This is a genomic window from Pseudomonas chlororaphis subsp. piscium, from assembly GCF_003850345.1.
Lineage (GTDB): Bacteria > Pseudomonadota > Gammaproteobacteria > Pseudomonadales > Pseudomonadaceae > Aquipseudomonas > Aquipseudomonas piscium.
The window spans coordinates 743,502-769,023 of sequence record NZ_CP027707.1; the positions used below are offsets into that span (position 1 = coordinate 743,502).

18 protein-coding genes are annotated in these 25,522 nt (G+C 64.1%); 5 read left to right on the forward strand and 13 right to left on the reverse strand.

Going from position 1 to position 25,522, the window contains the following annotated elements:
* Positions 1-169 precede the first annotated feature (169 nt).
* The 11 genes from purH to C4K38_RS03400 form a co-directional block, all read right to left on the reverse strand.
* Positions 170-1,777: a bifunctional phosphoribosylaminoimidazolecarboxamide formyltransferase/IMP cyclohydrolase gene (gene purH, locus C4K38_RS03350; RefSeq protein ID WP_025807973.1), complete on the reverse strand. Its 1,608-nt coding sequence runs from the start codon at positions 1,775-1,777 to the stop codon at positions 170-172.
* 81 nt (positions 1,778-1,858) lie between these two features.
* The gene (gene fis, locus C4K38_RS03355; RefSeq protein WP_007921650.1) at positions 1,859-2,179 is read right to left on the reverse strand and encodes a DNA-binding transcriptional regulator Fis; all 321 of its coding nucleotides are present in this window, start codon (positions 2,177-2,179) and stop codon (positions 1,859-1,861) included.
* Positions 2,176-3,189, reverse strand: coding sequence for a tRNA dihydrouridine synthase DusB (gene dusB / locus C4K38_RS03360; protein ID WP_053277269.1), 1,014 nt, complete (start codon positions 3,187-3,189; stop codon positions 2,176-2,178). Before dusB ends, fis begins: the two co-directional genes overlap by 4 nt.
* A 196-nt stretch (positions 3,190-3,385) precedes the next feature.
* Positions 3,386-4,624 (reverse strand): DUF3426 domain-containing protein, encoded by a 1,239-nt coding sequence (locus tag C4K38_RS03365; RefSeq protein WP_053277270.1) that lies wholly within the window; start codon positions 4,622-4,624, stop codon positions 3,386-3,388.
* Positions 4,625-4,654: 30 nt separating this feature from the next.
* Positions 4,655-5,533 (reverse strand): 50S ribosomal protein L11 methyltransferase, encoded by an 879-nt coding sequence (prmA, locus tag C4K38_RS03370; protein WP_053277271.1) that lies wholly within the window; start codon positions 5,531-5,533, stop codon positions 4,655-4,657.
* A gap of 193 nt (positions 5,534-5,726) precedes the next feature.
* Positions 5,727-7,082 carry an acetyl-CoA carboxylase biotin carboxylase subunit gene (gene accC / locus C4K38_RS03375; protein ID WP_007921646.1) on the reverse strand — a complete coding sequence of 452 codons (1,356 nt, stop codon included), beginning with the start codon at positions 7,080-7,082 and terminating at the stop codon, positions 5,727-5,729.
* 17 nt (positions 7,083-7,099) lie between these two features.
* Positions 7,100-7,561: an acetyl-CoA carboxylase biotin carboxyl carrier protein gene (accB, locus tag C4K38_RS03380; protein ID WP_009046774.1), complete on the reverse strand. Its 462-nt coding sequence runs from the start codon at positions 7,559-7,561 to the stop codon at positions 7,100-7,102.
* A gap of 24 nt (positions 7,562-7,585) precedes the next feature.
* Entirely contained in the window at positions 7,586-8,041 is a 456-nt protein-coding gene (aroQ, locus tag C4K38_RS03385) for a type II 3-dehydroquinate dehydratase (protein WP_007921644.1), read from the reverse strand.
* 144 nt (positions 8,042-8,185) lie between these two features.
* Positions 8,186-9,979, reverse strand: a complete 1,794-nt coding sequence (locus C4K38_RS03390; protein WP_053277272.1) for a protein-disulfide reductase DsbD — start codon at positions 9,977-9,979, stop codon at positions 8,186-8,188.
* Positions 9,980-10,136: 157 nt separating this feature from the next.
* Entirely contained in the window at positions 10,137-10,685 is a 549-nt protein-coding gene (locus C4K38_RS32820; RefSeq protein WP_404940395.1) for a methyl-accepting chemotaxis protein, read from the reverse strand.
* A 1,468-nt stretch (positions 10,686-12,153) separates the two neighbouring features.
* Positions 12,154-13,818 carry a response regulator gene (locus tag C4K38_RS03400; protein WP_053277274.1) on the reverse strand — a complete coding sequence of 555 codons (1,665 nt, stop codon included), beginning with the start codon at positions 13,816-13,818 and terminating at the stop codon, positions 12,154-12,156.
* A 293-nt stretch (positions 13,819-14,111) separates the two neighbouring features.
* Between C4K38_RS03400 and C4K38_RS03405 the strand changes: the two genes are divergently transcribed.
* The 4 genes from C4K38_RS03405 (at position 14,112) to speA (ending at position 18,429) form a co-directional block, all read left to right on the forward strand.
* On the forward strand, positions 14,112-15,179 hold the full coding sequence (locus C4K38_RS03405; protein ID WP_025807961.1) for a DUF2333 family protein: 1,068 nt from the start codon (positions 14,112-14,114) through the stop codon (positions 15,177-15,179).
* Between the two features lie 3 nt (positions 15,180-15,182).
* Entirely contained in the window at positions 15,183-15,719 is a 537-nt protein-coding gene (locus C4K38_RS03410; RefSeq protein WP_053277275.1) for an NUDIX hydrolase, read from the forward strand.
* Positions 15,720-15,920: 201 nt separating this feature from the next.
* Entirely contained in the window at positions 15,921-16,292 is a 372-nt protein-coding gene (locus C4K38_RS03415) for a translation initiation factor Sui1 (protein WP_007921638.1), read from the forward strand.
* A gap of 223 nt (positions 16,293-16,515) precedes the next feature.
* Complete coding sequence (speA, locus tag C4K38_RS03420; protein WP_053277276.1) at positions 16,516-18,429, forward strand: arginine decarboxylase; 1,914 nt, start codon at positions 16,516-16,518, stop codon at positions 18,427-18,429.
* 63 nt (positions 18,430-18,492) lie between these two features.
* On the opposite strand, the gene C4K38_RS03425 is transcribed toward speA, so the two are convergent.
* A complete protein-coding gene (locus tag C4K38_RS03425; RefSeq protein WP_053277277.1) occupies positions 18,493-19,839 on the reverse strand; it encodes an MATE family efflux transporter in 1,347 nt (448 codons plus the stop codon).
* A 300-nt stretch (positions 19,840-20,139) separates the two neighbouring features.
* Between C4K38_RS03425 and C4K38_RS03430 the strand changes: the two genes are divergently transcribed.
* Positions 20,140-25,044 (forward strand): alpha-2-macroglobulin family protein, encoded by a 4,905-nt coding sequence (locus tag C4K38_RS03430; protein WP_053277278.1) that lies wholly within the window; start codon positions 20,140-20,142, stop codon positions 25,042-25,044.
* Positions 25,045-25,108: 64 nt separating this feature from the next.
* On the opposite strand, the gene C4K38_RS03435 is transcribed toward C4K38_RS03430, so the two are convergent.
* A complete protein-coding gene (locus C4K38_RS03435; protein WP_053277279.1) occupies positions 25,109-25,402 on the reverse strand; it encodes a hypothetical protein in 294 nt (97 codons plus the stop codon).
* Positions 25,403-25,522: the final 120 nt, after the last annotated feature.

Consider the following 25,522-nt stretch of genomic DNA (forward strand, 5'->3'; position numbering starts at 1 on the left):
GCTAATTCTGTTTGGAGCCCAAAGCGTTTCACGCGCTGGGAGGTTGCAATGACGCCGGTAGATGCAAGGCGGAGCCCACCTCGATGAGCGGAGTTGCCTTCTGGCAATGAGCATCATCGGGGTGGGCTCCAACGCAGCAGATGCCGGCGTCAGTGCGACCGTTGCCGTATTAGTGGCGGAAGTGGCGCATACCGGTGAATACCATCGCAATGCCGGCCTCGTCGGCGGCGGCGATCACTTCGTTGTCGCGCATCGAGCCGCCTGGCTGGATCACCGCGGTGATGCCGACCTTGGCTGCGTTGTCGATGCCGTCGCGGAACGGGAAGAACGCATCGGACGCCATGACCGCGCCCTGCACTTGCAGGCCGGCGTGTTCAGCCTTGATGGCGGCGATACGGGCGGAGTTCACGCGGCTCATCTGGCCGGCGCCGACGCCGATGGTCTGACGGTTCTTGGCGTAGACGATGGCGTTGGATTTGACGAACTTGGCTACTTTCCAGGCGAAGATCAGGTCGTGGATTTCCTGTTCGGTCGGGGCGCGCTTGGTCACCACTTTCAGGTCGTCGGCGCCGATCATGCCGATGTCGCGGCTCTGCACCAGCAGGCCACCGTTGACGCGCTTGTAGTCCCAGGCCGGAACACGGTCCGCCGACCATTGGCCGCAGGCCAGCAGGCGCACGTTGGCCTTGGCGGCAACAATGGCGCGGGCTTCGTCGCTGACCGAAGGGGCGATGATCACTTCGACGAACTGACGTTCGACGATGGCCTTGGCGGTCTCGGCGTCCAGTTCGCGGTTGAAGGCGATGATGCCGCCGAAGGCCGATTCGGTGTCGGTGGCGTAAGCCAGCTCATACGCCTGGCGGATACCGCCTTCAGCGTCCGGGCTCACGGCCACGCCGCACGGGTTGGCGTGCTTGACGATGACGCAGGCCGGCTTGACGAAGCTCTTCACGCATTCCAGCGCGGCGTCGGTGTCGGCCACGTTGTTGTACGACAGTTCCTTGCCTTGCAGCTGGGTGGCGGTGGCGATGCCGACTTCGGCAGGCTTGGCTTCCACGTAGAACGCCGCGCTCTGGTGCGGGTTCTCGCCGTAGCGCATTTCCTGGGCCTTGATGAACTGGCTGTTGAAGGTGCGCGGGAATTCGCTGCGGCCTTCGGTGGTCAGGGTTTCGGCCGCCTGGTTCACGGTGCCCATGTAGTTGGCGATCATGCCGTCATAGGCCGCGGTGTGTTCGAAGGCCTTGAGCATCAGGTCGAAGCGCTGGGCGTAGGTCAGGCCGCCGGCCTTCAGGCTTTCCAGCACCTGGCCGTAGTCGCTGGCGTTGACCACGATGGCCACGTCTTTGTGGTTCTTGGCCGCCGAGCGGACCATGGTCGGGCCGCCGATGTCGATGTTCTCGATGGCGGTCGGCAGGTCGCAGCCCGGCTTGGAGATGGTGGCTTCGAACGGGTAGAGGTTGACCGCTACCAGGTCGATCGGCTTGATGCCGTGCTCGTTCATGATGGCGTCGTCGATACCGCGACGACCGAGGATACCGCCGTGGATTTTCGGGTGCAGGGTCTTCACCCGGCCGTCCATCATTTCCGCGAAACCGGTGTAATCCGCGACTTCCACTGCGGCCACGCCGTTGTCCTGCAGCAGTTTGAAGGTCCCGCCGGTGGAGAGGATCTCCACGCCCAGGGCTTCCAGCTCCTTGGCGAATTCGAGGATCCCGGTCTTGTCGGAAACACTGATCAAGGCGCGGCGGATCGGCAGGCGGGTAGTCTGGTCGGTCATCTCAATTTCCATCAAAAGCAAAGGAGTCAGCAAAAAAGGCGACCGGTTTTACGCGGGCGCCTTTCTGGTTTGATTGAATGCTTACAGCAAATCGTACTGCTTGAGTTTCTTGCGCAGGGTGCCGCGGTTCAGACCGAGCAGCTCGCTGGCTTTGGTCTGGTTGCCCTTGACGTAGTTCATCACGCTTTCGAGCAACGGAGCCTCGACTTCGGAGAGCACCAGGTTGTACACGTCCGTGACGGCCGCGCCCTCAAGGTGGGCGAAATAATTGTGCAGCGCCTTCTCGACACTCCCGCGAAGGGTCTGGCCTTCTTCGCTCGGTGTATTGAGGTGCTGTTTCAAATTCACGTTGTCGCTCACGGGTGCTGTTCCACTCACTAAAGTCTCGGTCATCATCGTCATGCGGCCACCCCCTCTCCGTCCCCTGTCACCAGGCTCTTGTAACGCTCGGCAAAGAACTCACGAACGTTGGCGCACTGTGCTTCCGTATCTTCCAAACGATTGAAGTGGGCGCGAAACTCCCTGGCGCCCGGCAGAGTTGCGAGATACCAGCCCACATGCTTGCGAGCAATGCGTACGCCCATGACATCGCCATAGAAGGCATGCAGCGCGGCCAGATGCTCAAGCAGAATACGTTCCACCTCGAACAGCTCAGGTGCCGGCAGGGTTTGACCGGTACGCAGAAAATGCTCGATTTCACGAAAAATCCATGGCCGCCCCTGAGCGGCCCGGCCAATCAACAGCCCGTCGGCACCGGTAGCGTCGAGGACGTAGCGGGCCTTCCCGGGCGAGTCGATATCGCCGTTGGCGAAGACCGGGATCGACACCGCCTGCTTGATCGCGGCAATGGTGTCGTACTCGGCCTCACCGGTGTACAGGTCGGCCCGGGTCCGGCCATGGACCGCCAATGCCGTGATACCTGCCTGTTCGGCGATCTTCGCCACCGTCAGGCCGTTCTTGTTCGCCCGGTCCCAGCCGGTACGGATCTTCAGGGTGACCGGCACATCGACTGCGGCCACCACGGCCTGCAGGATCTCGTTCACCAGATCTTCATCTTTCAGTAACGCGGAGCCGGCGGCCTTGTTGCAGACCTTCTTCGCCGGACAACCCATGTTGATATCAATAATCTGTGCGCCCAACTCGACGTTGGCGCGGGCGGCATCCGCCAGCATCTGTGCATCGCCACCGGCGATCTGTACCGAGCGCGGCTCGGGATCACCCTCGTGGATCATGCGCAGACGCGATTTGCGACTGTTCCACAAACTCATGTCGCTGGTGACCATTTCCGAGACTACAAGGCCTGCACCCAACCGCTTGCAAAGCTGACGAAAGGGCTGGTCGGTGACACCCGCCATGGGGGCGAGAATCAAGCCGTTGTGCAATGTATATGGGCCGATGCGTACCGCCGACATAGGACTTCCCTGTTGTGGGGCCGGATCATGAGAGTTCGAAAAAGGGTTGGCATGATACCCGCTCTCGATGACCGGATAAAGGCTGAATTGGATAAAATCTGAACAGTTATTCTGTTATTGCCAAGGGTTTGGTCCGCTGGGCAGCAGTCAGAAAACCGTCGTCAATCCAGAGCGGCCTTTGCTCGGATGGCCCGTCTTACTCGGGCGAGTGAAAGCTTAGGCTGTAGTTGACGGCCTTGGGGCCCGGATCGAGGATGTCCAGCGCGATATGGATCGGCGTCTGCGGCGGCATCTCCGACACGCCCTCGAGTTCACCCTTGACGTATTCGCCGGGCTTGAAGCGACGACTGGCGATCAGATGGCCGTTGAGGTCGGCGAAACGCAGCTCCAGCAGCGGGAAGGGCTGGGAGAACGACGCGCGGTTGTAGATGATCGCATCCACCACCAGCGCGCCGCTGAAGTCCGGATGGCTGCGTACCACCAGGTTGCTGCTTTTGATGCGGCCGATATCGACCTTCGAGGGCACGGTGCAACCCAGTTCCGGGCACAGTTGCTGGAACCAGGGGCGGTACTGGTCCTGGCGCGCCAGTTCGTCGAAGTGATAGGCGATGTACTGACCCGCCAGGCCGGCGGCGGCCAGCAGGATCAGCAAACTCCAGAGCAAGCGGCGGCCCCAGGGCGAGCGGCGCTTCTGCCAGTCCAGCTGGATCGGGTCGTCTTCCAGGTCCAGCAGCACGGCGTCCGGCGCCTCGGGCTCGGCGCGGCCACGCTTGTTGCGTGGCGCCGGGCTGGCTGGCGGCTCGATCTCATCGGGCTCGTCGGCCTTCAGCGAGTCGTGCGCTGGCATGGGCTCCAGGTCGTCGTCCAGGAGCAGGGAGGGCGCCTTGGGTTCGTCTTCCAGATCATCCAGGTTAAAGGACAGCGACGGTTCGGTACGCCCGGAGCGACCAGCGTCAACGGCTGGCTGCTCGGGTTTTTCGTCGAGGTCGTCGCTGGTGCCGGGTGGCTGGCTGAACAGGCTGTCGGGCCAGTGTTCCTCTTCGGCGTCCGGCTGGTCGCGGCGGGCGCTGAGGGTGTCTTCCCTGGCGGCGCGCTCCTGGCCGAAGGCCTTGGTTGGCTGGATTTCCCGCTGTTCGAGCTTGGCCAGTTCCTCGTCCAGGTCGAGGCTGTCCAGGTCGAGTTCGGTGGCGCTCCACTGCTTCTGGCTGATGGCGCGCGGTGGCGGCGGGGTCAGCGGTTCGGCAGGGGTAGCCGGTGTGGAAGGTGCAGCGACAGCGTCCTTGCCAGCGCGTTGCTCAAGCAACTGCCGTGCGGCGTTGAACACCTGCAGGCACGAGCCGCAGCGCACCACGCCCCGGGCCACGCTCAACTGAGCGTGGCTGACGCGGAAGCTGGTCTGGCAATGCGGGCACTGGGTGACGAAACTGTCGGTCATGCGGCGATCCGGTTCATGCAGGCGGCCATTCTAGCGCCGACGGCCGGTGATGCGTACCCAGCCATCGAGGTTGGCGATTGGATCCAGCTCGAAGTCCTGAGCGTAGGCCGCCGCGACTTCTTCACCTTGTTCGGCGAGGATGCCCGACAGCGCCAGGCGCCCGCCGCTCTTGACCAGGCGGGACAGCTGCGGCGCCAGTGAAACCAGCGGGCCGGCGAGGATGTTGGCGACCAGCACGTCCGCCTGGACCTGCGGCAGGTCTTCCGGCAGGTAGAGTGGGAACAGCGCTTTGGCGATGTTGTTGCGCCCGGCGTTGTCGCGGGAGGCTTCCAGCGCCTGCACGTCGATGTCGGTGCCCACCGCCTGTTTGGCACCCAGCAGCAGGGCGGCGATCGCCAGGATCCCTGAGCCGCAACCGAAGTCCAGCACGTTGCAGCCTTTCAGGTCCTGACCGTCGAGCCATTCCAGGCACAGGGCGGTGGTCGGGTGCGTGCCGGTGCCGAAGGCCAGGCCCGGATCGAGCAGCAGGTTGACCGCGTCCGGCTCGGGGGCGGCGTGCCAGCTCGGGACGATCCACAGGCGCCGGCCGAAACGCATCGGCTGGAAGTTGTCCATCCAGCTGCGTTCCCAGTCCTGGTCTTCGATCACTTCGCTGTGGTGTTCGGGTAGCGGGCTGCCGGTCAGCAACTCAAGGTGGGCCAGCACGCTGGCAGCCTCGGTGCCGCCTTCGAACAGGGCCAGCAGGTGAGTGTGATTCCACAGCGGGGTGGTGTTGAGTTCCGGTTCGAAGATCGGCTGATCCTCGGCGTCCATGAAGGTCACCGAAACGGCGCCGACTTCGAGAAAAGCGTCTTCGTAGGTTTCGGCTTGTTCTGGGCTGATGGCGAGACGGACTTGCAGCCAAGGCATGGCGGGCACCTTTGAAATATGTAATGTGCAGCCTAGCGGGCTGCGAGAAGCGCGCAAGTTTACGCGAGCAGGAAGCAGAAGACGACACGCCAGGCGCCATTTCCGTGCGCCGATATCGCCTCTGCAACCTAAGGAAACCGCAGAAACGACAAGGCCGCTCGAAAGCGGCCTTGTCGGTCTGGTGCGGTGTCGATCAGTGTTGACCGGCCAGCTTGTGCTCCAGGTAGTGAATGTTCACACCACCTTTGCAGAAGCCTTCGTCACGAGTCAGGTCGCGGTGCAGCGGGATGTTGGTCTTGATCCCGTCGACCACGATTTCGTCCAGCGCATTGCGCATGCGCGCCATGGCTTCTTCACGGGTTGCCCCGTAAGTGATCAGCTTGCCGATCAACGAGTCGTAGTTCGGTGGAACCGCGTAACCGCTGTACAGGTGCGAGTCGACGCGTACGCCATTGCCGCCCGGAGCATGGAAATGCTTGACCGTGCCTGGGCTTGGCATGAAGGTTTTCGGGTCTTCTGCGTTGATCCGGCATTCCAGGGCGTGGCCACGGATGACTACGTCCTTCTGGGAGATCGACAGCTTGTTGCCAGCGGCGATGCTCAGCATCTCCTTGACGATGTCGACGCCAGTGACCATTTCCGATACCGGGTGCTCTACCTGCACACGAGTGTTCATCTCGATGAAGTAGAAACGACCGTTCTCGTACAGGAACTCGAAGGTGCCGGCGCCGCGGTAGCCGATGTCGATGCACGCCTTGACGCAGCGAGCGAAGACTTCCTGGCGAGCGGTTTCGTCGATGCCCGGGGCCGGCGCTTCTTCAAGCACCTTCTGGTGACGACGCTGCAGGGAGCAGTCGCGGTCGCCCAGGTGGATCGCGTTGCCCTGGCCGTCAGACAGCACCTGGACTTCCACGTGACGTGGGTTGGTCAGGAACTTCTCCAGGTAGACCATCGGGTTGCCGAACGCCGCGCCCGCTTCGGAGCGGGTCAGCTTGGCCGAGGAGATCAGGTCTTCTTCTTTATGCACCACGCGCATGCCGCGACCACCGCCGCCGCCAGCGGCCTTGATGATCACCGGGTAGCCGACTTCACGGCCGATGCGCAGCGCGGTTTCTTCGTCTTCCGGCAGCGGGCCGTCGGAACCGGGAACCGTAGGTACGCCGGCAGCGATCATGGCGTGCTTGGCCGATACCTTGTCGCCCATCAGGCGAATGGTCTCGGCTTTCGGGCCGATGAAGGCGAAGCCGGAGTTCTCGACCTGCTCGGCGAAGTCGGCGTTTTCCGCGAGGAAGCCGTAGCCTGGGTGAATGGCGGTGGCGCCAGTCACTTCGGCGGCCGCGATGATCGCCGGAATGTGCAGGTAGGAGTGCGCGGCGGAGGCCGGGCCGATGCAGACGGATTCGTCTGCCAGACCCAGGTGCATCAGTTCCTTGTCGGCCTTGGAGTAAACGGCGACGGTCTTGATACCCATCTCTTTGCAGGCACGCAGGATCCGCAGGGCGATTTCACCGCGGTTGGCGATCAGAACTTTTTCCAACTTCGCAGACATCGTTGGCTCTCCGCGGTTCAAACGATGGTGAACAGCGGTTGGTCGTACTCAACCGGCTGGCCGTCTTCGACGAGGATGGATTCGATCACACCGCTGGTTTCAGCTTCGATGTGGTTCATCATCTTCATGGCTTCGACGATGCACAGGGTGTCGCCTTTCTTCACGCTCTGGCCGACTTCAACGAAGGCTGGCGAGGTTGGCGAGGATTTGCGGTAGAAGGTGCCGACCATCGGCGAACGGGCAACGGTGCCGTTCAGCGCTGGGGCAGCTGGAGCTGCTGGGGCAGCGGCGGCGGCCGGGGCGGCAGCGGCAGGTGCGGCGGCTGGAGCAGCCATCGGTGCCGGTGCGTAGTACTGCTGGGCTGGAGTCTTGCTGTGGCGGCTGATGCGTACGGACTCTTCGCCTTCCTTGATCTCGAGCTCGTCGATGCCGGACTCTTCCAGCAGTTCGATCAGTTTCTTAACTTTACGGATATCCATGAATCATCAACTCCCAAGGGTCGGTCAGGGGCGTTTAGCTTGTTGTTCAAGCTGCTCTAAGGCGGCCTCCAGGGCCAGTCGGTAACCGCTGGCGCCAAGGCCGCAGATCACTCCCACCGCAACGTCGGAGAAGTAGGAGTGATGGCGGAAAGGTTCGCGTTTGTGCACGTTAGACAAATGCACTTCGATGAATGGGATGCTCACCGCCAGCAGCGCGTCACGTAATGCGACACTTGTATGCGTAAAAGCTGCTGGATTGATCAGAATGAAGTCCACGCCTTCATCGCGGGCGGCGTGGATACGGTCGATCAATTCATACTCGGCGTTGCTTTGCAGGTAGAGCAAATGGTGGCCGGCCTCGCGGGCCCGGCGTTCCAGGTCCTGGTTGATCTCAGCCAGGGTGACTGCACCGTAGACCCCCGGTTCACGGGTGCCGAGCAGGTTCAGGTTGGGTCCGTGAAGAACCAGTAGGGTCGCCATCTGCCGTTCCTTGTTATTGCGCAGTGATTAGAAGGTGCTGTTATCAGAACCCGGCGACTATGCCGCAAAGCCTTTGTGACTGTCCAGTTCTCTGCAATAGGCAGCACGTTGACCGATGTTTACGCGAAATATGTGACCAACTGACTAAATCCGGTCATTCGCTGCGGCAATGCGTTCGGCGAAGTCCGAGGCGCTGATTTCGCCAACCACGCGCACATCGGGGCGTTCGACGCCATCTTTGCCGAAGAACATCAGCGCCGGCGGGCCGAACAGTTGGTAACGGTCCAGCAGGGCGCGCTGTTCGCGGTTGCTGGCGGTGATATCGAAGCGGACCAGGCGATAGCCCCGCAGGCGTTCGACCACCTGGCGGTCGTTGAGCACCTCGCGTTCGATGACTTTGCAACTGATGCACCAGTCGGCGTACCAGTCGAGGAGCAGTGGGGCGCCCGCGTTTCGGGCGTCGGCCAGGGCCTGGTCCAGCTCGCCCGGGGTGGTGACGGTCTGCCACTGGCCGGCGCTGGTTTTCTCAGGGCTGTTGCTGGTGGTCGCGACTGGCGGGCGGGCGAGCGGGCTGAGCGGATCGGTCTGGCCGCTGAATGCGCCGTACCAGCAGGCCAGGGCATACACCAGCAGGAACAGCCCGCACAGCTGCGCCAGGCGCGCGCGGGGTGCCTTGTAGACAAACTCCAGGGCGCCGAGAAACAGACCGACACCCGCCGCCAGCGCGCCAATCAGCAGCAGGCTGACCTGGCCCGGCAAGACCCGGCTCAGCAGGCCAATCGCCAGGCCGAGCAACAGCACGCCAATGGCGTTTTTCACATAGACCAGCCATGGCCCGCTTTTCGGCAGCCAGGCCGCGCCACCGGTGGCCACCAGCAACAGCGGTGCGCCCATGCCCAGGCCCAGGGCGAACAGCTTCAGGGCACCGCCCAGGGCGTCGCCGCTGGCGCTGATATACAGCAGGGCGCCCGCCAGGGGCGCCGAAACGCAGGGCGATACCAGCAGGCTGGACACCACCCCGAGAACCGCCGCGCCCCACAGCGAGCCGCCTTCGGTGCGCCCGGCAATGCGTTCCAGACGCTGGCTGATAAAGCGCGGCAGCTTGAGTTCGAAGACGTCGAACATCGCCAGGGCGAACACGGCGAAGAACAGCGCAAAGGGCACCAGCACCCAGGCGGATTGCAGGCGCGCCTGCAAATTGAGCTGGGCGCCGAACAGCCCCATCAAGGCGCCGAGCAGGGCGAAGCAGGCGGCCATCGGCAACACATAGGCCAGCGACAGATTGAAACCACGCCAGCCGCCAACCTGGCCCTTGAGGACCACGCCGGACAGAATCGGCAGCATCGGCAGGACGCAGGGGGTGAACGTCAGGCCGATGCCGGCGAGAAAGAACAGCGCCAGTTCGCGCCAGCTCCAGCCGGTTTTCCCATTGTCGGTAGCGGGGCTACCGGCACTTGAGACACTGGCAGAAGAGGCCGCGCCATCGATCTGCAAACGCTCGGTTTCCGGTGGATAACACAGGCCCTTGTCGGCGCAGCCCTGGTAAGTCACGGCCAGGGTGAAGGCCCGTTGATCCGTGGCGCTGCGCGGCAGTTCGACATCGACAATGCCGTGGTAGACCTCGACATCGCCGAAAAACTCGTCATGTTTCTGTTCGCCCTTGGGCAGTTGGGCGGCACCCAGAGCGATCTCGGCGGGCTCGGCGCGGAACTGGAAGCGGTGGCGATAGAGGTAATAACCCTCGGTGGCGACGAAACGCAGCGTGATCGACTGCGGCGTGCTTTGCAGCAGGCTCAGCTGGAACGCTTCGCGCACCGGCAGGAAGTCGGCGCTGTTGTTGATCGAGCCCAGGGTCGAACTGGGGCGGCTGTCCAGCAGCCCGGCAGCGGTCGCCGGCAGGGCAAGCACGAACAGCATCAGGCAAAGCAGGCGACGCATGGCAATCTCGCGAATCGAAGGTGTGCGCATGATAGCGGAGAGCGGCGGGGTTCGCAGGCTGGCGGGTGGCCTGGGTTGCTTTTGATCGCGGGCAAGCCTCGCTCCTACAGGTTCGCGTCATCTGTAGGAGCGAGGCTTGCCCGCGATAAGGCTCGAGTCAGACGCGGAACGCCTGCACCGCCGTGTGCAGCTGGCCGCCCAGAGCCAGCAGGTTCTCGCCTTGTTCGCGGCCTTCGCCGATGCGTTGCAGGTTATCCCCACCCAGTTGATGGATGCGCTCGCTGTGGTCGCGGATTTCGCTGACGGCGCCGCTTTGCTGGGCCGTGACATCGGCGATGCGGATGGCGGTGTCGGAAATGGTCTGGATCGCCCCGACTATTTCATCCAGCGCACCGTCGGCGGCCTGGGCCTGGCTGGCGGTGGCTTCGGCATGTTCGACCTGGGCGCGCATGCCTTCCACCGATTGCCGGGCAGCGGCCTGCAGGCCGGCGATCAGGGTCTGGATCTCGGCAGTGGCACCAGCGGTGCGCTGGGCCAGGGAGCGCACTTCTTCGGCGACCACGGCGAAACCACGGCCCATTTCCCCGGCCCGCGCGGCTTCGATAGCGGCGTTCAGGGCCAGCAGGTTGGTCTGGTCGGCAATGGAGCGGATCACCGTGAGCACGCCGCCGATGGTCGCCGACTCTTCGGCCAACTGTTCGATCATTTGTGCGTTGCCCTGCACTTCGCCGACCAGGGCATGCAACCCGGTCAGGCTCAGGCCTATCACTTTCTGCCCCTGTTCCACCGCCAGCCCGGCGCTGCGGCTGGCGTCGGCGGCCTGGCTGGCATCGCCGGCGACTTGCTGGATGGTCGCTTCCAGTTCGCCAAGGGCGTCGCGGATCTGCGCGGTATCGCCGGCCTGGCGCTCGGCGCCGCCGTGCAGGCCAGTGCTCAGGTCCGCCAGGGCGCGGCTGCTGCCGGCGACCTGTTCGGCGTTCTGCCGGATGGTGCCCACCAGATCCACCAGGTAGGCGCGCAGACGGTTCAGGGATTCTTCGATGTCGTGCAGTTCGCGGTTGGTCCGGCCCAGCTGGATGTCGCGGCTGAAGTCGCCTTCGGCCCAGGTCGACAGGGCCGGCGCCAGATTGGTCAGAACCCGTGCCAGGCGGCGCTGAAGGGTATCGATGACCAAGGCGATCAGCAGGATCAGGCCGATCATCAGGCCCTGCATCAGCCGCACTTCGCTCTGGATCTGCCCATGTTGGGCGCGCACCACCGGTTCCAGTTCGGCGATGGCTTGCTGCACGGCGGTGATTTTCAGGTGGGTGGCGGCGCTGAGGTCGGTGCGTTTCTGGATTTGCTCGCGGGTGCGGTTCAGCTCGGCGGGATAGCGGCCGAGCAGGCTGTTGAGTTCGCGCTTGAGGCCGATGCCGGCGTCTTCGGCGGCGGCCTTCTCGGTGTTCTCCAGGCCCATCATGGCGGCGAAGTCATCGGTGTTCGATTCGTTGCTGGCCGCGACACCCAGCAAGGGCAGGGCTTCCAGCTGCTCGGCCTGGGCGCGCATGTTGCTCACTTCGCGCTCGACATCGGCGGCCAGCTCGCTGCGGCCGCTGCTCACCAGTTTTTCCCGGGCCAGGGACAGCTTGCCCAGGTGCTGGGAGGCAGTCAGCAGCAGCGGCAGGTAGGTTGCGGCACTCTGATTGCTGGCCGCCCCGGTCGCGTACTGGCTCAGTTGTTCGAGGCTGGCCCCCAGCTCGCGCTCGGCCTGCAGCAGCAACGCTTGTGGATCGCCGGCCAGTTTGCCGGCGGCCAGCAGGTCGGTCTTGCTGAACTCGGCCAGGCCCGACAGGCTTGGGCGTAGGCTTTGCGCCAGTTCCGCGGGCAGTTCGCCGAGCTGGGCTTGCAGGGTTTCGATGGCCTGGCTGGCGCTGCTCAGGCGCAGGGCGTCGCCGCTGGCCAGGTAATCCTCGATGTTGCGCGCCGCCTGGTTCTGGAACTGCTGGGACAACCCCAGGTAACGCTCCATCAACAGATAGGGGCGCTCGAGGGCACGTTGCGACCACCAGAGCGTTGCGCCCAGGGCCAGGCAAACGGCAACTAATAGCAGGGTATTGAGATTGGTCAGCAGCTTCAGGCGCATTGCGTTCTACCAACGACTTGAATGGTAAGCGCCTGAATTTATTGCGTTTGTATTACAGGGTTATGACCGAATCGGTGGATTCCGGTGAAAAAGTGGCGCTTTGATGGCGCGCCGCCTGGACCCGGTTACGTCCCCCGTCCTTGGCGCGATAGAGCGCTTCGTCGGCCTGGCTGGCCATCATCAGGCTGTCGGAATCTTCCCGCAGCTCGACCACCCCGGCGCTGAAGGTGCACCACAGGTCCTGCGGCTGGGCCGGGTAGTGGATTTCGGCAAAGCGCTGGCGGATTTCATCCAGCACCTTGCAGGCCGCTTCCAGGTCGGTGTCGGGCATGACGATAGCGAATTCTTCGCCGCCGTAGCGGCCGATGAAGTCGGTCTTGCGCAGGCGCTGCTTGAGGAACAGCGCCAGGCTCTTGATCACCCGGTCGCCCATGGGGTGGCCGTGGCTGTCGTTGACCCGCTTGAAGTGGTCGATGTCGAGCATGGCGAAGCTCAGCGGCTTGTTCTCGCGGCGCGCGCGGAAGCTGCAGTCCTCCAGCAGTTGCAGGATATGGGTGTGGTTGTACAGCCCGGTGAGGCTGTCGCGCACCATGCGCGCCTTGAGGTTGCGCGCGCGGGCGGCGCGGTTGCGCACGGTGGTGATCAGGTGGCGCGGCTTGATCGGCTTGGTCAGGAAGTCGTCGCCGCCTTCGCTCATGGCGTCCAGCTGCTTGTCCAGGTCGTCTTCGGCCGACAGGTAGATGATCGGCACGCTGACATAACGGTCGTTATGGCGGATCACCTTGGCCAGTTCGGTGCCGGTACAGGCCGGCATGTACATGTCGAGGATGATCAGGTCCGGCTGGAAATCGGCCAGTTCGGCCATGGCCTGGATCGGCTCGATCAGGGTCCGGGTGATGATCCCGGCGCTGTTGAGCAGGCGTTCGGTGTGCAGGGCCTGGGCGCGGGAGTCGTCGATGATCAGCACTTTATAAGGTTCGTACTGGGCGACGCAGGTGAGGATTTCGATCTTCTCCAGCAGGCTCGAAGCTTCCAGCGTACCGGTGAGGAACTCCTGGCCGCCGGCGCGTACGGCGGCCAGGCGGGTCGGGGTGTCGGTCTCGTGGAGGCTGAAGAACAGCAGGGGCAGCTTCTGCTCCAGGCCTTCCTGGGCTTCGGCGGCCAGTTGCAGGCCCATGCCGTTGCCGCAGAAGTCGACGTCGATGACGATCGCCGCGGGCAGGCGCTCGACCATCGAGGAGCGAAACGCGGCGATGCTGTCCAGGGATTGGGCGCTGAGGCCGAAGAATTCCAGCTGCTTGGCCAGGCGCTCGCCGCGATCGTGATCTTGCAGCATCACGTAGATCGGCTTGCGCAGGGGCGGCAGGAAGGTCTGTTCCAGCTGGTCGCCATGGCGCAGGCCGGTGCGCGACAGGCGTTGCATCAGGCGGTTGAGATCGGTGATCAGGCCGCTGCTCAGGCGCCCACGGTTGGCGTCCACGGCTTCCAGCGAATCGCTGATGCTGCGTGCCAGCTGGGTATGCTCGGGTTGCTCGAAGCGTTCGGCGAAACGCAGCAGGCGCAGGTTGGCCTCGCTGAGTTCGGACATGTCGGCGGTCGACCATTCGCTGCGCTGCAGGCGCTGCCATATCTCGAGGATCTGACGAGCCTGGTGAATTACCCGCTGGGCAAAGTGGTGCTTGAGGCGCTCACGGCTGGGGTCTTCTGGCTCGGTCATATCCTGACTACTAGTTAGGGTGCATGCTGAGATCGACTGGTGGCTCTATGCTAGCACCTCTTATGGATTGTACGAGTGTCGTACGTCAACAATCTGCAAAGCGACCTTATTCAGTTCCCGACCGACTGGTCGCATAGGTTCTGAACTGTGCTTCATTTATAGTGGCCGCTCGATGTACACCCGGCATGTGGCGCCTTGTGCGGTGGATGGTTTTTTAATCCGCTCGGTTCGAGGCACGATGGAGTAGGGTTGTGGTCGAACCGATGAACCCAAGTGATTGAAAGGATATAGCCATGCTGGACTGGAAGAACCGCGCGGGCAGCGCGCCGGATCGTGCTGCCGAACCCAAGTCGGCGACACGCAGCTACTTTGGTGGCCTGCTGTTCAGCCGCGCCCTGGGCACCCTGCTGGCCCTGTACCTGCTGGTGGCCGGTGCCCTGGGCTGGTACTGGAGCCAGGAGCCGTCGCTGTTCCCGGTCCAGCAAAGCGCGCAGATTGCCGCCGAGAAGGAAGGCAAGCAGATGGTGGTGGGCTACACCACGGTGGAAACCCTCAAGACCGTGGCCGGCACCCTGCTGAACAAGCCGGGTGGCTATATTTCCAACGACCGTTTCCCGCCGGGCCTGTGGATGGACAACATGCCGAGCTGGGAATACGGCGTGCTGGTGCAGGTCCGCGACCTGACCCGCGCCTTGCGCAAGGACTTCGCCCGTTCCCAGTCGCAGTCCGCCGAGGACGCCGACCTGGCCAAGGCCGAGCCGCGCTTCAACTTCGACAACAAGAGCTGGGTGCTGCCGTCCAGCGAGTCCGAGTACCAGGAAGGCATCAACTCCCTGAGCCGCTACCAGGCTCGCCTGTCCGACCCGGAGCAGAAGAGCGCGCTGTTCTATGCCCGTGCCGACAACCTGAACAACTGGCTGGGTGATGTCGGGACCCGCCTGGGTTCGCTGTCCCAGCGCTTGTCGGCCAGCGTTGGCCGGGTCAAGCTCAACACCGCGCTGAAAACCGAAACCCCGGCGCCGGGCCAGTCGCCGCAGGTTGACGAAGAGGTGGTGGAAACCCCTTGGATGCAGATCGACAACGTGTTCTACGAGGCTCGCGGCCAGGCCTGGGCCCTGTCGCACCTGCTGCGCGCCATCGAGGTCGACTTCGCCGACGTACTGGCCAAGAAGAACGCCACGGTCAGCGTGCGTCAGATCATCCGTGAACTGGAGGCGTCCCAGGAAACGCTGTGGAGCCCGATGATTCTCAACGGCAGCGGCTTTGGCGTGCTGGCCAACCACTCGCTGGTCATGGCCAACTATATTTCCCGGGCCAACGCGGCTGTCATCGACTTGCGTCAATTGCTCAACCAGGGTTGATTCATGGTGGTTACCTCCAATGAGGCCGCGCATCGCGCGGCCTCCGATGCCGAACAAGTCGCCTGGGTCGATGGTGAAGACCAGTTGCTGGGCGCGCTGGCCCGCTCGGAGTTGCGCGAGCGCGGCCTGATCGGGCGCGGCACCTATATCCTGCTGTTCAATTCCGCCGGTGAGCTGTGCGTGCATCGGCGCACCCTGAGCAAGGCCCTCTACCCCGGTTACTGGGACGTGGCCGCGGGCGGCATGGTGCTGGCCACCGAGAGCTACGCCGAGTCGGCGGCCCGTGAGCTGGAGGAAGAATTGGGGGTGAGCGGGGTGGAATTGACCGCCCACGACCACTTCTTTTTCGAAGACACCGGCAATCGCCTCTGGTGTTCGGCCTTTTCGGCGGTCTGGGACGGGTCTCTGCGCCTGCAGCCGGAAGAGGTGCTGGAGGCGCGCTTCATTTCGATCGACGAAGTGATGCGGGAAATCACCGAAAAGCCCTATTGCCCGGACTCCCTGGCGGCCTTGCAGCGCTATCTGGCGCGGCGTCGTTAAAGTTGTATAAATTGGCGCGGTTAGGCTCTTAGCAAGTCGGCTTTTTGCCGTTACACTGCGCGACCTTTTTCAAGCTGAGCCGGCGCTGCCTTTATAAGCACAGTCGGTCCAGTAGCGCTGCCCCTGCCTGAGTGGGGCTTCGCGGTCGATGGCACAGGCCATGTGCTTCGACCAGTCTTTGTCCTCCCAAGAGGATTGCCGGTGGCCAAAAAAGCCGCATCCTTCGCCGCCCTTGGTGGCCTGGTATTTTCCACCGACGCAGGTCGACATTGCCCGGACTGTAGCCAGCCGGTGGCAGCCTGCATCTGCAAACAAACCGTTATCCCTGCCGGCGACGGCATCGCTCGCGTGCGCCGCGAAAGCAAGGGTCGTGGCGGCAAGACGGTGACCACCATCACCGGCGTGCCGTTGGCCGAAGACGCGCTCAAGGAGCTGGCGACCACGTTGAAGAAACGTTGTGGCACAGGTGGCGCGCTAAAAGACGGCGTCATCGAGATCCAGGGCGATCATGTCGAGCTACTCTTGGCAGAGCTGATCAAGCACGGTTTCAAGGCGAAGAAGTCCGGCGGCTAGCAGCCTCTGTGAAAACCACCCCCGACTTGATGCAGCCTTGATCCGATTCAGGTTTGCCGTCGTCTTCATGGTTTTCACAGAGCCTGTTCATGACCGGTTTCTAAACTCAGCGCTGTAAACGAGGTCTACGCCTTCGTTGCAGGCTAATCGTCATTTTCATTCTTTAGACTGCGCCAGCCCCGGACCGGGGTGGCGCTCTATGACTTCTTTATAGGGGACTTCGATGTCCGTACGACGCACACGCAAAGACGATGGCAGCCAATGGACAGTTGCGGACAGCCGCAGTGTTTATGGGATTCGCCATTGGGGGGCCGGGTATTTCGCGATCAATGACGCCGGTCGCGTCGAAGTTCGTCCGAACGGCCCGAACAGTTCGCCTATCGACCTGTTCGAACAAGTCGAGGAGCTGCGCAAGAGCGGCTTGTCCCTGCCGCTGCTGGTGCGCTTCCCGGATATCCTGCAGGACCGCGTGCGCCAGCTGACCGGTGCCTTCGACGCCAATATCGAGCGCCTGGAATACCAGAGCAAGTACACCGCGCTGTACCCGATCAAGGTCAACCAGCAGGAAGCGGTGATCGAGAACATCATCGCCACCCAGAACGTCTCCATCGGCCTGGAAGCCGGCTCCAAGCCCGAGCTGCTGGCGGTGCTGGCGCTGGCGCCGAAAGGCGGGACCATCGTCTGCAACGGTTACAAGGACCGTGAGTTCATCCGCCTGGCGCTGATGGGCCAGAAGCTGGGCCACAACGTATTCATCGTGATCGAGAAGGAATCCGAAGTCGGCCTGGTGATCGAAGAGGCCGCCTCGCTCAAGGTCAAGCCGCAGGTTGGCCTGCGCGTGCGCCTGTCGTCCCTGGCGTCGAGCAAGTGGGCCGACACCGGCGGCGAGAAATCCAAGTTCGGCCTGTCGGCGGCGCAGCTGCTGTCGGTGGTCGAGCGTTTCCGCAGCGCCGGCCTGGACCAGGGCATCCGCCTGCTGCACTTCCACATGGGCTCGCAGATCGCCAACCTGGCGGACTACCAGCACGGTTTCAAGGAAGCCATCCGTTATTACGGCGAGCTGCGCAACCTCGGCCTGCCGGTGGATCACATCGACGTCGGCGGCGGCCTGGGCGTGGACTACGACGGTACCCACTCGCGCAACGCCAGTTCGATCAACTACGACATGGACGACTACGCCGGTGTCGTGGTCGGCATGCTCAAGGAATTCTGCGACGCGCAGAGCCTGCCGCATCCGCACATCTTCTCCGAGAGCGGCCGCTCGCTGACCGCGCACCACGCCATGCTGGTGGTGCAGGTGACCGACGTCGAGAAACACAACGACGACGTGCCGCTGATCGAGAACAAGGAAAGCCTGCCGGAAACCGTGCAATGGCTGGTGGACCTGCTGGGCCCGACCGACATCGAGATGGTCACCGAAACCTACTGGCGCGCCACCCACTACATGAGCGACGTGGCCGCCCAGTACGCCGACGGCAAGCTGACCCTGGCCGAAAAAGCCCTGGCCGAGCAGTGCTACTTCGCCGTGTGCCGGCGCCTGCACAACTCGCTGAAGGCGCGCCAGCGCTCGCACCGCCAGGTGCTGGACGAACTCAACGACAAGCTGGCCGACAAATACATCTGCAACTTCTCGGTGTTCCAGAGCCTGCCGGATACCTGGGCCATCGACCAGGTCCTGCCGATCATCCCGTTGCATCGCCTGGACGAAGAGCCGATGCGCCGCGCGGTGCTGCAAGACCTGACCTGCGACTCCGACGGCAAGATCAACCAGTACGTCGACGAGCAGAGCATCGAGACCAGCCTGCCGGTGCATGGCCTGAAAGAGGGTGAGGACTATCTGCTGGGCGTGTTCCTGGTGGGTGCCTACCAGGAGATCCTCGGCGACATGCACAACCTGTTCGGCGATACCGACTCGGTGAACATCTACCAGAACCCGAACGGCACCGTGTACCACGCCGGCATCGAGACCCACGACACCATCGAAGACATGCTGCGTTACGTGCACTTGTCGCCGGAGGAGTTGATGACTCATTACCGCGACAAGGTGGCCAGCGCGAAGATCAGCGCCAGCGAGCGTACCCAGTTCCTCGACGCCCTGCGTCTGGGCCTGACCCGCTCGTCGTACCTGTCTTCCTGATAGGTCGACCGTTCGAAAAAAAAACCACCGCTTGCGGTGGTTTTTTTATGCTCGCCGGAAGGCTCAGCGGGCCGGAGCGAACCAGCCGTCGTGCCGGCGCAGCCCCAGGGCGAAGGCAAGCAGGGTCAGGCTGCGCACCAGCATGAACAGCAGGAAGGTCAGCCACAGGCCGTGGTTGCCCAGACCCTGCAAGGCCCAGGCGCAGGGCAGGGTGATGAGCACGCTGAGCAGCATGCCGTTGCGCATTTCCCGGGCGCGGGTGGCGCCGATGAACAGGCCGTCCAGCAGGTAGCTCCAGACCGCGATCAGCGGCAGGGCGGCGAGGTAAGGCAGATAGATGAAGGCGGTCTGGCGCACTTCGGCGATGTCGGTCTGCATCTCGATGAACAGGTGCCCGGCGCACAGGAACAACACGGCAAAACCGATGCTGGCCAGCAGCGACCAGCCGCCGGCCACTACCAGCGAACGGCGCAGGGCCAGGCGATCGCGGGCGCCGATGGCGTGGCCGCACAGGGCTTCCACCGCATGGGCCAGGCCGTCCAGGGCGTGGGCGGTCAGCAACAGGCCGTTGAGCAACAGGGCGTTGGCGGCCACGGTCGCGTCCCCCAGGCGCGCGCCTTGCACGGTGATCAGGAAGAACACCGATTGCAGGGCCAGGCTGCGAATGAAGATGTCACGGTTGACCGCCAGCAACGGTCGCCAGCTGGCCCAGCGCTGCAGCGCCGCCCAGGCAATCCGCCCCGGATAGGCGCGCAGGGCCGGGCGGGTCATGGCCAGGCCGATCAGCGCACCGGTCCATTCGGCGATCACCGAGGCCCTGGCCGAGCCGGCCACGCCCCAGTCCAGGCCCAGCACGAACCACAGGTTGAGGGCGATGTTGATCAGGTTGGTACTCAACAGGATCGCCAGCGGCGCCCGGGCGTTCTGGGTACCGAGGAACCAGCCGACCAGGGCCATGCTGGCCAATGCCGCCGGCAGCCCGAGCAGGCGGGTATGGAAGAAGGTCCGGGTCATCTCGTCCAGCTCGGCCGAAGGCTGCATCAACTGCAAGGCCGCGCCGCTCAGCGGCACGCCTATGGCACCCAGCAGCAAGGCCAGTCCCATCGCCAGCAGCAGGCCTTGCGCCAGGATCTGCCGCAGCGCCGCACCGTCGGCGCGCCCGGCGGCCTGGGCGGCAAAGCCGGTGGCGCCCATGCGCAGAAAACCCATGGCCCAGGCCAGGAAGGTATAGAGGCTGGCACCGACTGCCACCGCGCCGAGCTGATGGGCGTGGGGCAAATGGCCGATGACGGTGCTGTCGACCAGTGCCACCAGCGGCACGGAAATATTGGAAAGAATCATCGGCGCGGCCAGCGCCCACACCCGACCATGGGTCGGACGGTGGCGCCAGGCAGAAATCAGGCTGGGCATGCAGGCTCCTTGAGAGCGGGCATTGTAGCCGCTTGCCCACCCGGCCATGCCATCCCAATCACGCCCCAAATCCTGTAGGAGCGAAGCTTGCTCGCGATTGGCGTCGGCACTTTCACCGCCCCTCATGGATCTGCGCGGGTTTGAGAGCGCCGCTTCGCGGTTGATCGCGAGCAAGCTTCGTTCCTGCAAAGAAGCTGCGGATGATAGGCCCTCTGTCGATCAATGTGCACTGCGCCACAGCCAGCCGGACGGCGGTGAGATATAGTTCAACCCTTCGATACTCCTGCCAATGAGTGCCCCATGCTTAACAAAGGATTGTTCCTGGCCTGTGCGCTGGCCTTGCTGAGCGCTTGCGATTCCTCGACCTCCGACAAGGCGGCGACCACTTCGGCTCCGACAGCGGCGGTGCCCGCGGCCAAGGCCCGGCCCGTACAGGATGTCGCAGTCCTCAAGCAACGCTACGCCGGTCGCGAGTTGAGCGTGGTGGACGTGTCCGAGGTGCAGCTCGACGGGGCCAGCACCCTGTCGGTGAGTTTCTCGGTGCCCCTGGACCCGCAGCAGAAGTTCGCCGACAAGCTGCATCTGGTGGACAGCAAGAGCGGCAAGGTCGACGGCGCTTGGGAGCTGTCGGACAACTTCATGGAGCTGCGCCTGCGCCACCTGGAGCCGCAGCGCAAACTGGTGCTGACCGTCGACGCTGGGCTGCGCGGGGTGAACGACGCGACCCTGGCCGCCGAGTACGTTAGCCGCCTGGAAACCCGCGACCTGCAGGCCACGGTCGGTTTCGCCAGCCGCGGTACCCTGCTGCCGACCCGCCTCGCCGAAGGCCTGCCGGTGATCGCGCTGAACGTCGACAAGGTCGATGTCGAGTTTTTCCGCATCAAGCCTGAGTCACTGCCAGTGTTCCTCGCCCAGTGGGGGCGCAATAACAGCCTGCACAGTTACGAGTCCCGCGAGCTGCTGCCGATGGCCGACCTGGTGTATGGCGGCCGCTTCGACCTCAACCCGGCGCGCAACACCCGGGAAACCCTGCTGCTGCCGATCGCCGGGCTCAAGCCGCTGCAACAGCCGGGCGTGTACCTGGCGGTGATGCGTGCTTCGGGCACCTACAACTATTCGCAACCGGCGACCCTGTTCACCCTCAGCGACATCGGCCTGTCGGTGCACCGTTACCAGAATCGCCTGGATGTATTCACCCAGGCCCTGGAAGGCGGCAAAGCGCTGGACGGTGTCAGCCTGGAGCTCTTGGATGGCGATGGCCGCGTGCTTGGCCAGGGCAAGACCGAGAAGGGCGGCCATGCCGAGCTGCCGCTGCCGAAGAAAGCCGAAGTGCTGCTGGCTCACCAGGGTGAGCAGACCAGCCTGCTGCGCTTGAACGGCGCCGCCCTGGACCTGGCCGAATTCAATATCGGCGGCCCCCAGCCCCATCCGTTGCAGTTCTTCGTGTTCGGCCCCCGCGACCTGTATCGCCCGGGTGAAACCGTGCTGCTCAACGCGCTGCTGCGGGACAAGGATGGCAATGCGGTCAAGCCGCAGCCGGTGAGCGTCGAGGTGCGCCGGCCGGATGAGCAGGTCAGCCGCAAGTTCGTCTGGGACGCCGATGCCTCGGGGCTCTATCAGTACCAGCTGCAACTGGCCGGCGAAGCGCCGACCGGGCGCTGGCAACTGGTGTTCGACCTCGGCGACGGCAAGCCGCAGCTGTACGAATTCCTTGTGGAAGATTTCCTGCCCGAGCGCCTGGCGCTGGAACTCAAGGGCAGCGACACACCGCTCAAACCGGACGAGACCGTCGAGATCAGCATCAACGGTCGTTACCTGTATGGCGCCCCGGCCGCCGGCAATCGCCTGAGCGGCCAAATCTACGTGCGGCCGCTGCGCGAGGCGGTCAAGGCCTTGCCGGGCTACCAGTTCGGCTCGCTCACCGAAGAAGAGCTGAGCCAGGACCTGGAGATCGAGGAGTCGACGCTGGATGAAAACGGCGAAGAAGTGATCGCCATGGAAAGCAAATGGGCCGGGGCCCGTTCGCCGTTGCAGCTGATTGTCCAGGGCAGCCTGCAGGAATCGGGCGGTCGCCCGATCACCCGGCGGGTGGTGCTGCCGGTGTGGCCGGCGGACCGGTTGCCGGGGCTGCGAGCGCTGTTCGACGGCGCGGAAATCGACGGCGATGGCCCGGCCGAGCTCGAACTGCTGGTGGCCAACAACGAAGGCCAGAAGCTGGCCGCGGACAACCTCAAGGTGCGCCTGGTGCGCGAGCGCCGCGACTACTACTGGAACTACTCGGAAAGCGACGGCTGGAGTTACCACTTCAACGAGAAATTCCTCACCCAGGACGAGCAGACCCTGAGCATCAAGGCCGGCGCTACCGCGAAGGTCAGCTTCCCGGTGGAGTGGGGCCCTTATCGCGTCGAAGTCGAGGACCCGCAGACCGGGCTGGTCAGCAGCCTGCGTTTCTGGGCCGGCTACCACTCCCAGGACAACGCCGAAGGCGGCGCGGTGCGCCCCGACCAGGTCAAGCTGGCGCTGGACAAGCCGCTGTACGGAGACGGCGACACCGCCAATGTCACGGTAACCCCGCCGGCCGCCGGCAAGGGTTACCTGCTGGTGGAGTCCAGTGACGGTCCGTTGTGGTGGCAGGAAATCGACGTGCCGGCCGAAGGCAAGAGCTATGGGATCAAGCTCGATCCGAAGTGGGCGCGGCACGACCTGTACGTCAGTGCGCTGGTCATCCGCCCCGGCGAACGCAAGGCCAACATCACCCCGAAACGCGCGGTGGGCGTGTTGCACCTGCCGTTGGATCGCACCCAGCGCAAGCTTGGCCTGACCCTGAGCGCGCCGGAAAAAATGCGTCCCAAGCAGCCGCTCAAGGTGAAGATCCAGGCGAAGAACGCCGATGGCAGCGTGCCGAAACAGGCTCATGTGCTGCTGGCGGCGGTGGACGTGGGCATCCTCAACATCACCGAATACCCGACCCCGGACCCGTACTCCAGCCTGTTCGGGCGCAAGGCCTATGGTGCCGACCAGCTGGATATCTACGGCCAGTTGATCGAAGCCGGCCAGGGCCGCCTGGCCAGCCTGGCCTTCGGTGGTGACGCGGCGCTGGCCAAGGGCGGCAAGCGTCCGGACACCAGCGTCACCATCGTCGCCCTGCAAAGCGCCCCGGTGACTCTCAACGAACTGGGCGAAGGCGAAGTCAGCGTCGACATTCCCGACTTCAACGGCGAGCTGCGCCTGATGGCCCAGGCCTGGACCGACGAGCGCTATGGCATGGCCGAAGGCAAGACGGTGATCGCCGCGCCGCTGATCGCCGAGCTGTCGGCGCCGCGTTTCCTCGCCGGCGGCGACCAGACCACCCTGGCGCTGGACCTGTCCAACCTTTCGGGCAAGGCGCAGAAACTCGATGTGCAACTGAGCGCCGAAGGCCAGCTGGCGCTGGTCAACCAGACCCAGCAGAGCGTGCAGCTGACCCAGGGCCAGCGCACCACGCTGCGTATCCCGGTGCGGGCGCTGGGCGGCTTCGGCCAGGGCAAGGTCAAGGTGCTGGTCAATGGCCTGGATCTTCCCGGCGAGAGCCTGCCGCCGTTCAGCCGCGAATGGACCCTGGGGGTGCGGCCGGCCTATCCGGCGTTGCTCAGGCATTACCGCGCAGTGCTCAAGGATCAGCCGTGGAGCCTGCCGGAAGGCGAGCTGGCGGCGTTCGAGCCGGCCGGGCGGGAAGCGCTGCTGAGCCTGTCGAGCCGGCCGCCGTTGAACCTCGGCGAGCAGATTCGCGCACTCAAGGCCTACCCCTATGGCTGCCTGGAGCAGACCACCAGCGGCCTGTACCCGGCGCTGTACGCCGATGCCGTCAGCCTGAAACGCCTGGGCCTGGAAGGTGAGCCGGATGCCGAGCGCAAGCGCAAGATCGAGCTGGGCATCGAACGCCTGCTGGGCATGCAGCGCTACAACGGCAGCTTCGGCCTGTGGGGCGCGGACGGCGAAGAAGAATACTGGCTGACCGCCTACGTCACCGACTTCCTGCTGCGGGCCCGCGACCAGGGCTTCGCGGTGCCGGCCGAGGCGCTGAAGAAGGCCAACGAACGCCTGCTGCGTTACCTGCAGGAGCGCAACCTGATCGAGGTCAACTACAGCGAAAACGCCGAGCACACGCGCTTTGCCGTGCAGGCCTACGCCGGGCTGGTGCTGGCACGCAGTCAACAGGCGCCGCTGGGCGCGCTGCGCAGTCTGTTCGAACGGCGTACCGATGCCCGCTCCGGCCTGCCGCTGGTGCAACTGGCCATCGCCCTGCAGAAAATGGGCGACCAGCCACGGGCCGAGCAGGCCTTGACCGCGGGCCTCGCGGCCTCGCGCAACAGCAAGGACTGGCTGGCCGACTACGGCAGCCCGCTACGGGACCAGGCACTGATCCTGGCGCTGCTGGAAGAGAACGACCTGGCCCAGGGCAAGCGCGAGGAGCGGCTGTTCGAGCTGTCCGACCAGCTGGCGGCCAGCCCATACCTGTCGACCCAGGAGCGCAACTCGCTGTTCCTCGCCGGTCGTGGCCTGCTGGGCAAGCCGGAAGCCAACTGGACCGCGCAACTGAGCAGCGGCGCCGAAAGCCGCGAGCTGAACAACGGCCAGCCGGGCCTGAAACTGCAAGGCGCGTTGCTGGCGTCGCCGTTGTCGGTGCGCAATCAAGGCAGCGAGCCGGTGTATCAGCAACTGACCATTTCCGGTTATCCACAGCATGCGCCGCTGGCCGGTGGCGAGAACCTGAGCATTCGTCGCGAATACCTGGGGATGAACGGCCAGCCACTGGACCTGCGGGCCCTGGGCAGCGGCGATCTGGTGCTGGTGCACCTGGCGGTCAGCGCCAAGCAACGGGTGCCGGATGCCCTGGTGGTGGACCTGCTGCCGGCCGGCCTGGAACTGGAAAACCAGAACCTGGCACAGAGCGCCGCCAGCCTGGAAAACGCCAGCAGCCAGGTCAAGGAATGGCGTGAATCGATGCAGAACGCCAGCCTCAAGCACCAGGAATTCCGCGATGACCGCTACGTGGCGGCGTTGAACCTGGATGGCTACGACAGCGTCACGCACCTGCTGTACCTGGCACGCGCGGTCACGCCCGGCACCTATCGTGTGCCGCCGCCGCAAGTGGAGTCGATGTACCGGCCGAACTGGCAGGCCGTAGGTGAAACCCTGCCGGAGATGGTGATCAAGGGGCGTTGAGAGGGGGATTGCGGCAGGCTCGCCCCGCTAGGAGCGAGCTTGCTGGCGATCAACTGTCTGGCGGTCAGTGCACCACCCAGCTCAGCAGCCACAACCCCAGCAGCAGCCAGATGATGCCCATGACGATCGAGGCGCGCATGAAGGCGCGGACCGCCGAGTACAGCAGCATCAGCCCGACGATCAGGGTGATGATGCTGATGACCGAAGTGTCCATGCCCAGCGCCCGCGACAGGCCGTCGATAAAGTTGCCACCGGCATTCGTCAGGGCGTTGAACAGACCGCTGAGGCCATCGACGATAAACCGTATGACCGAGCCCAGCGCCTGGCCGAGCCATTCAAAGAAGCTTTCTACCTGCATGCGTGCATCCTGATGAAAAAGTTGGCGTGCTTGCCAGACCTGAGCCTTTGGCCATCAATCGCGCTGGCGAGTTCCGTTCAAGCATAGAGGTTCGCGGGTTTGATTTTTCGATTAGTTGTA

Coding starts and splice junctions, on each gene's coding strand:
- accB (WP_009046774.1), bottom strand. CDS start 7,561: ATGGATATCCGTAAAGTTAAGAAACTGATCGAACTGCTGGAAGAGTCC.
- purH (WP_025807973.1), bottom strand. CDS start 1,777: ATGACCGACCAGACTACCCGCCTGCCGATCCGCCGCGCCTTGATCAGT.
- C4K38_RS03410 (WP_053277275.1), top strand. CDS start 15,183: ATGGTGGTTACCTCCAATGAGGCCGCGCATCGCGCGGCCTCCGATGCC.
- speA (WP_053277276.1), top strand. CDS start 16,516: ATGTCCGTACGACGCACACGCAAAGACGATGGCAGCCAATGGACAGTT.
- prmA (WP_053277271.1), bottom strand. CDS start 5,533: ATGCCTTGGCTGCAAGTCCGTCTCGCCATCAGCCCAGAACAAGCCGAA.
- C4K38_RS03425 (WP_053277277.1), bottom strand. CDS start 19,839: ATGCCCAGCCTGATTTCTGCCTGGCGCCACCGTCCGACCCATGGTCGG.
- dusB (WP_053277269.1), bottom strand. CDS start 3,189: ATGTCGGCGGTACGCATCGGCCCATATACATTGCACAACGGCTTGATT.
- C4K38_RS32820 (WP_404940395.1), bottom strand. CDS start 10,685: ATGATCGAACAGTTGGCCGAAGAGTCGGCGACCATCGGCGGCGTGCTC.
- C4K38_RS03435 (WP_053277279.1), bottom strand. CDS start 25,402: ATGCAGGTAGAAAGCTTCTTTGAATGGCTCGGCCAGGCGCTGGGCTCG.
- C4K38_RS03400 (WP_053277274.1), bottom strand. CDS start 13,818: ATGACCGAGCCAGAAGACCCCAGCCGTGAGCGCCTCAAGCACCACTTT.
- accC (WP_007921646.1), bottom strand. CDS start 7,082: ATGTCTGCGAAGTTGGAAAAAGTTCTGATCGCCAACCGCGGTGAAATC.
- fis (WP_007921650.1), bottom strand. CDS start 2,179: ATGACGATGATGACCGAGACTTTAGTGAGTGGAACAGCACCCGTGAGC.
- C4K38_RS03365 (WP_053277270.1), bottom strand. CDS start 4,624: ATGACCGACAGTTTCGTCACCCAGTGCCCGCATTGCCAGACCAGCTTC.
- C4K38_RS03405 (WP_025807961.1), top strand. CDS start 14,112: ATGCTGGACTGGAAGAACCGCGCGGGCAGCGCGCCGGATCGTGCTGCC.
- aroQ (WP_007921644.1), bottom strand. CDS start 8,041: ATGGCGACCCTACTGGTTCTTCACGGACCCAACCTGAACCTGCTCGGC.
- C4K38_RS03430 (WP_053277278.1), top strand. CDS start 20,140: ATGCTTAACAAAGGATTGTTCCTGGCCTGTGCGCTGGCCTTGCTGAGC.
- C4K38_RS03390 (WP_053277272.1), bottom strand. CDS start 9,979: ATGCGTCGCCTGCTTTGCCTGATGCTGTTCGTGCTTGCCCTGCCGGCG.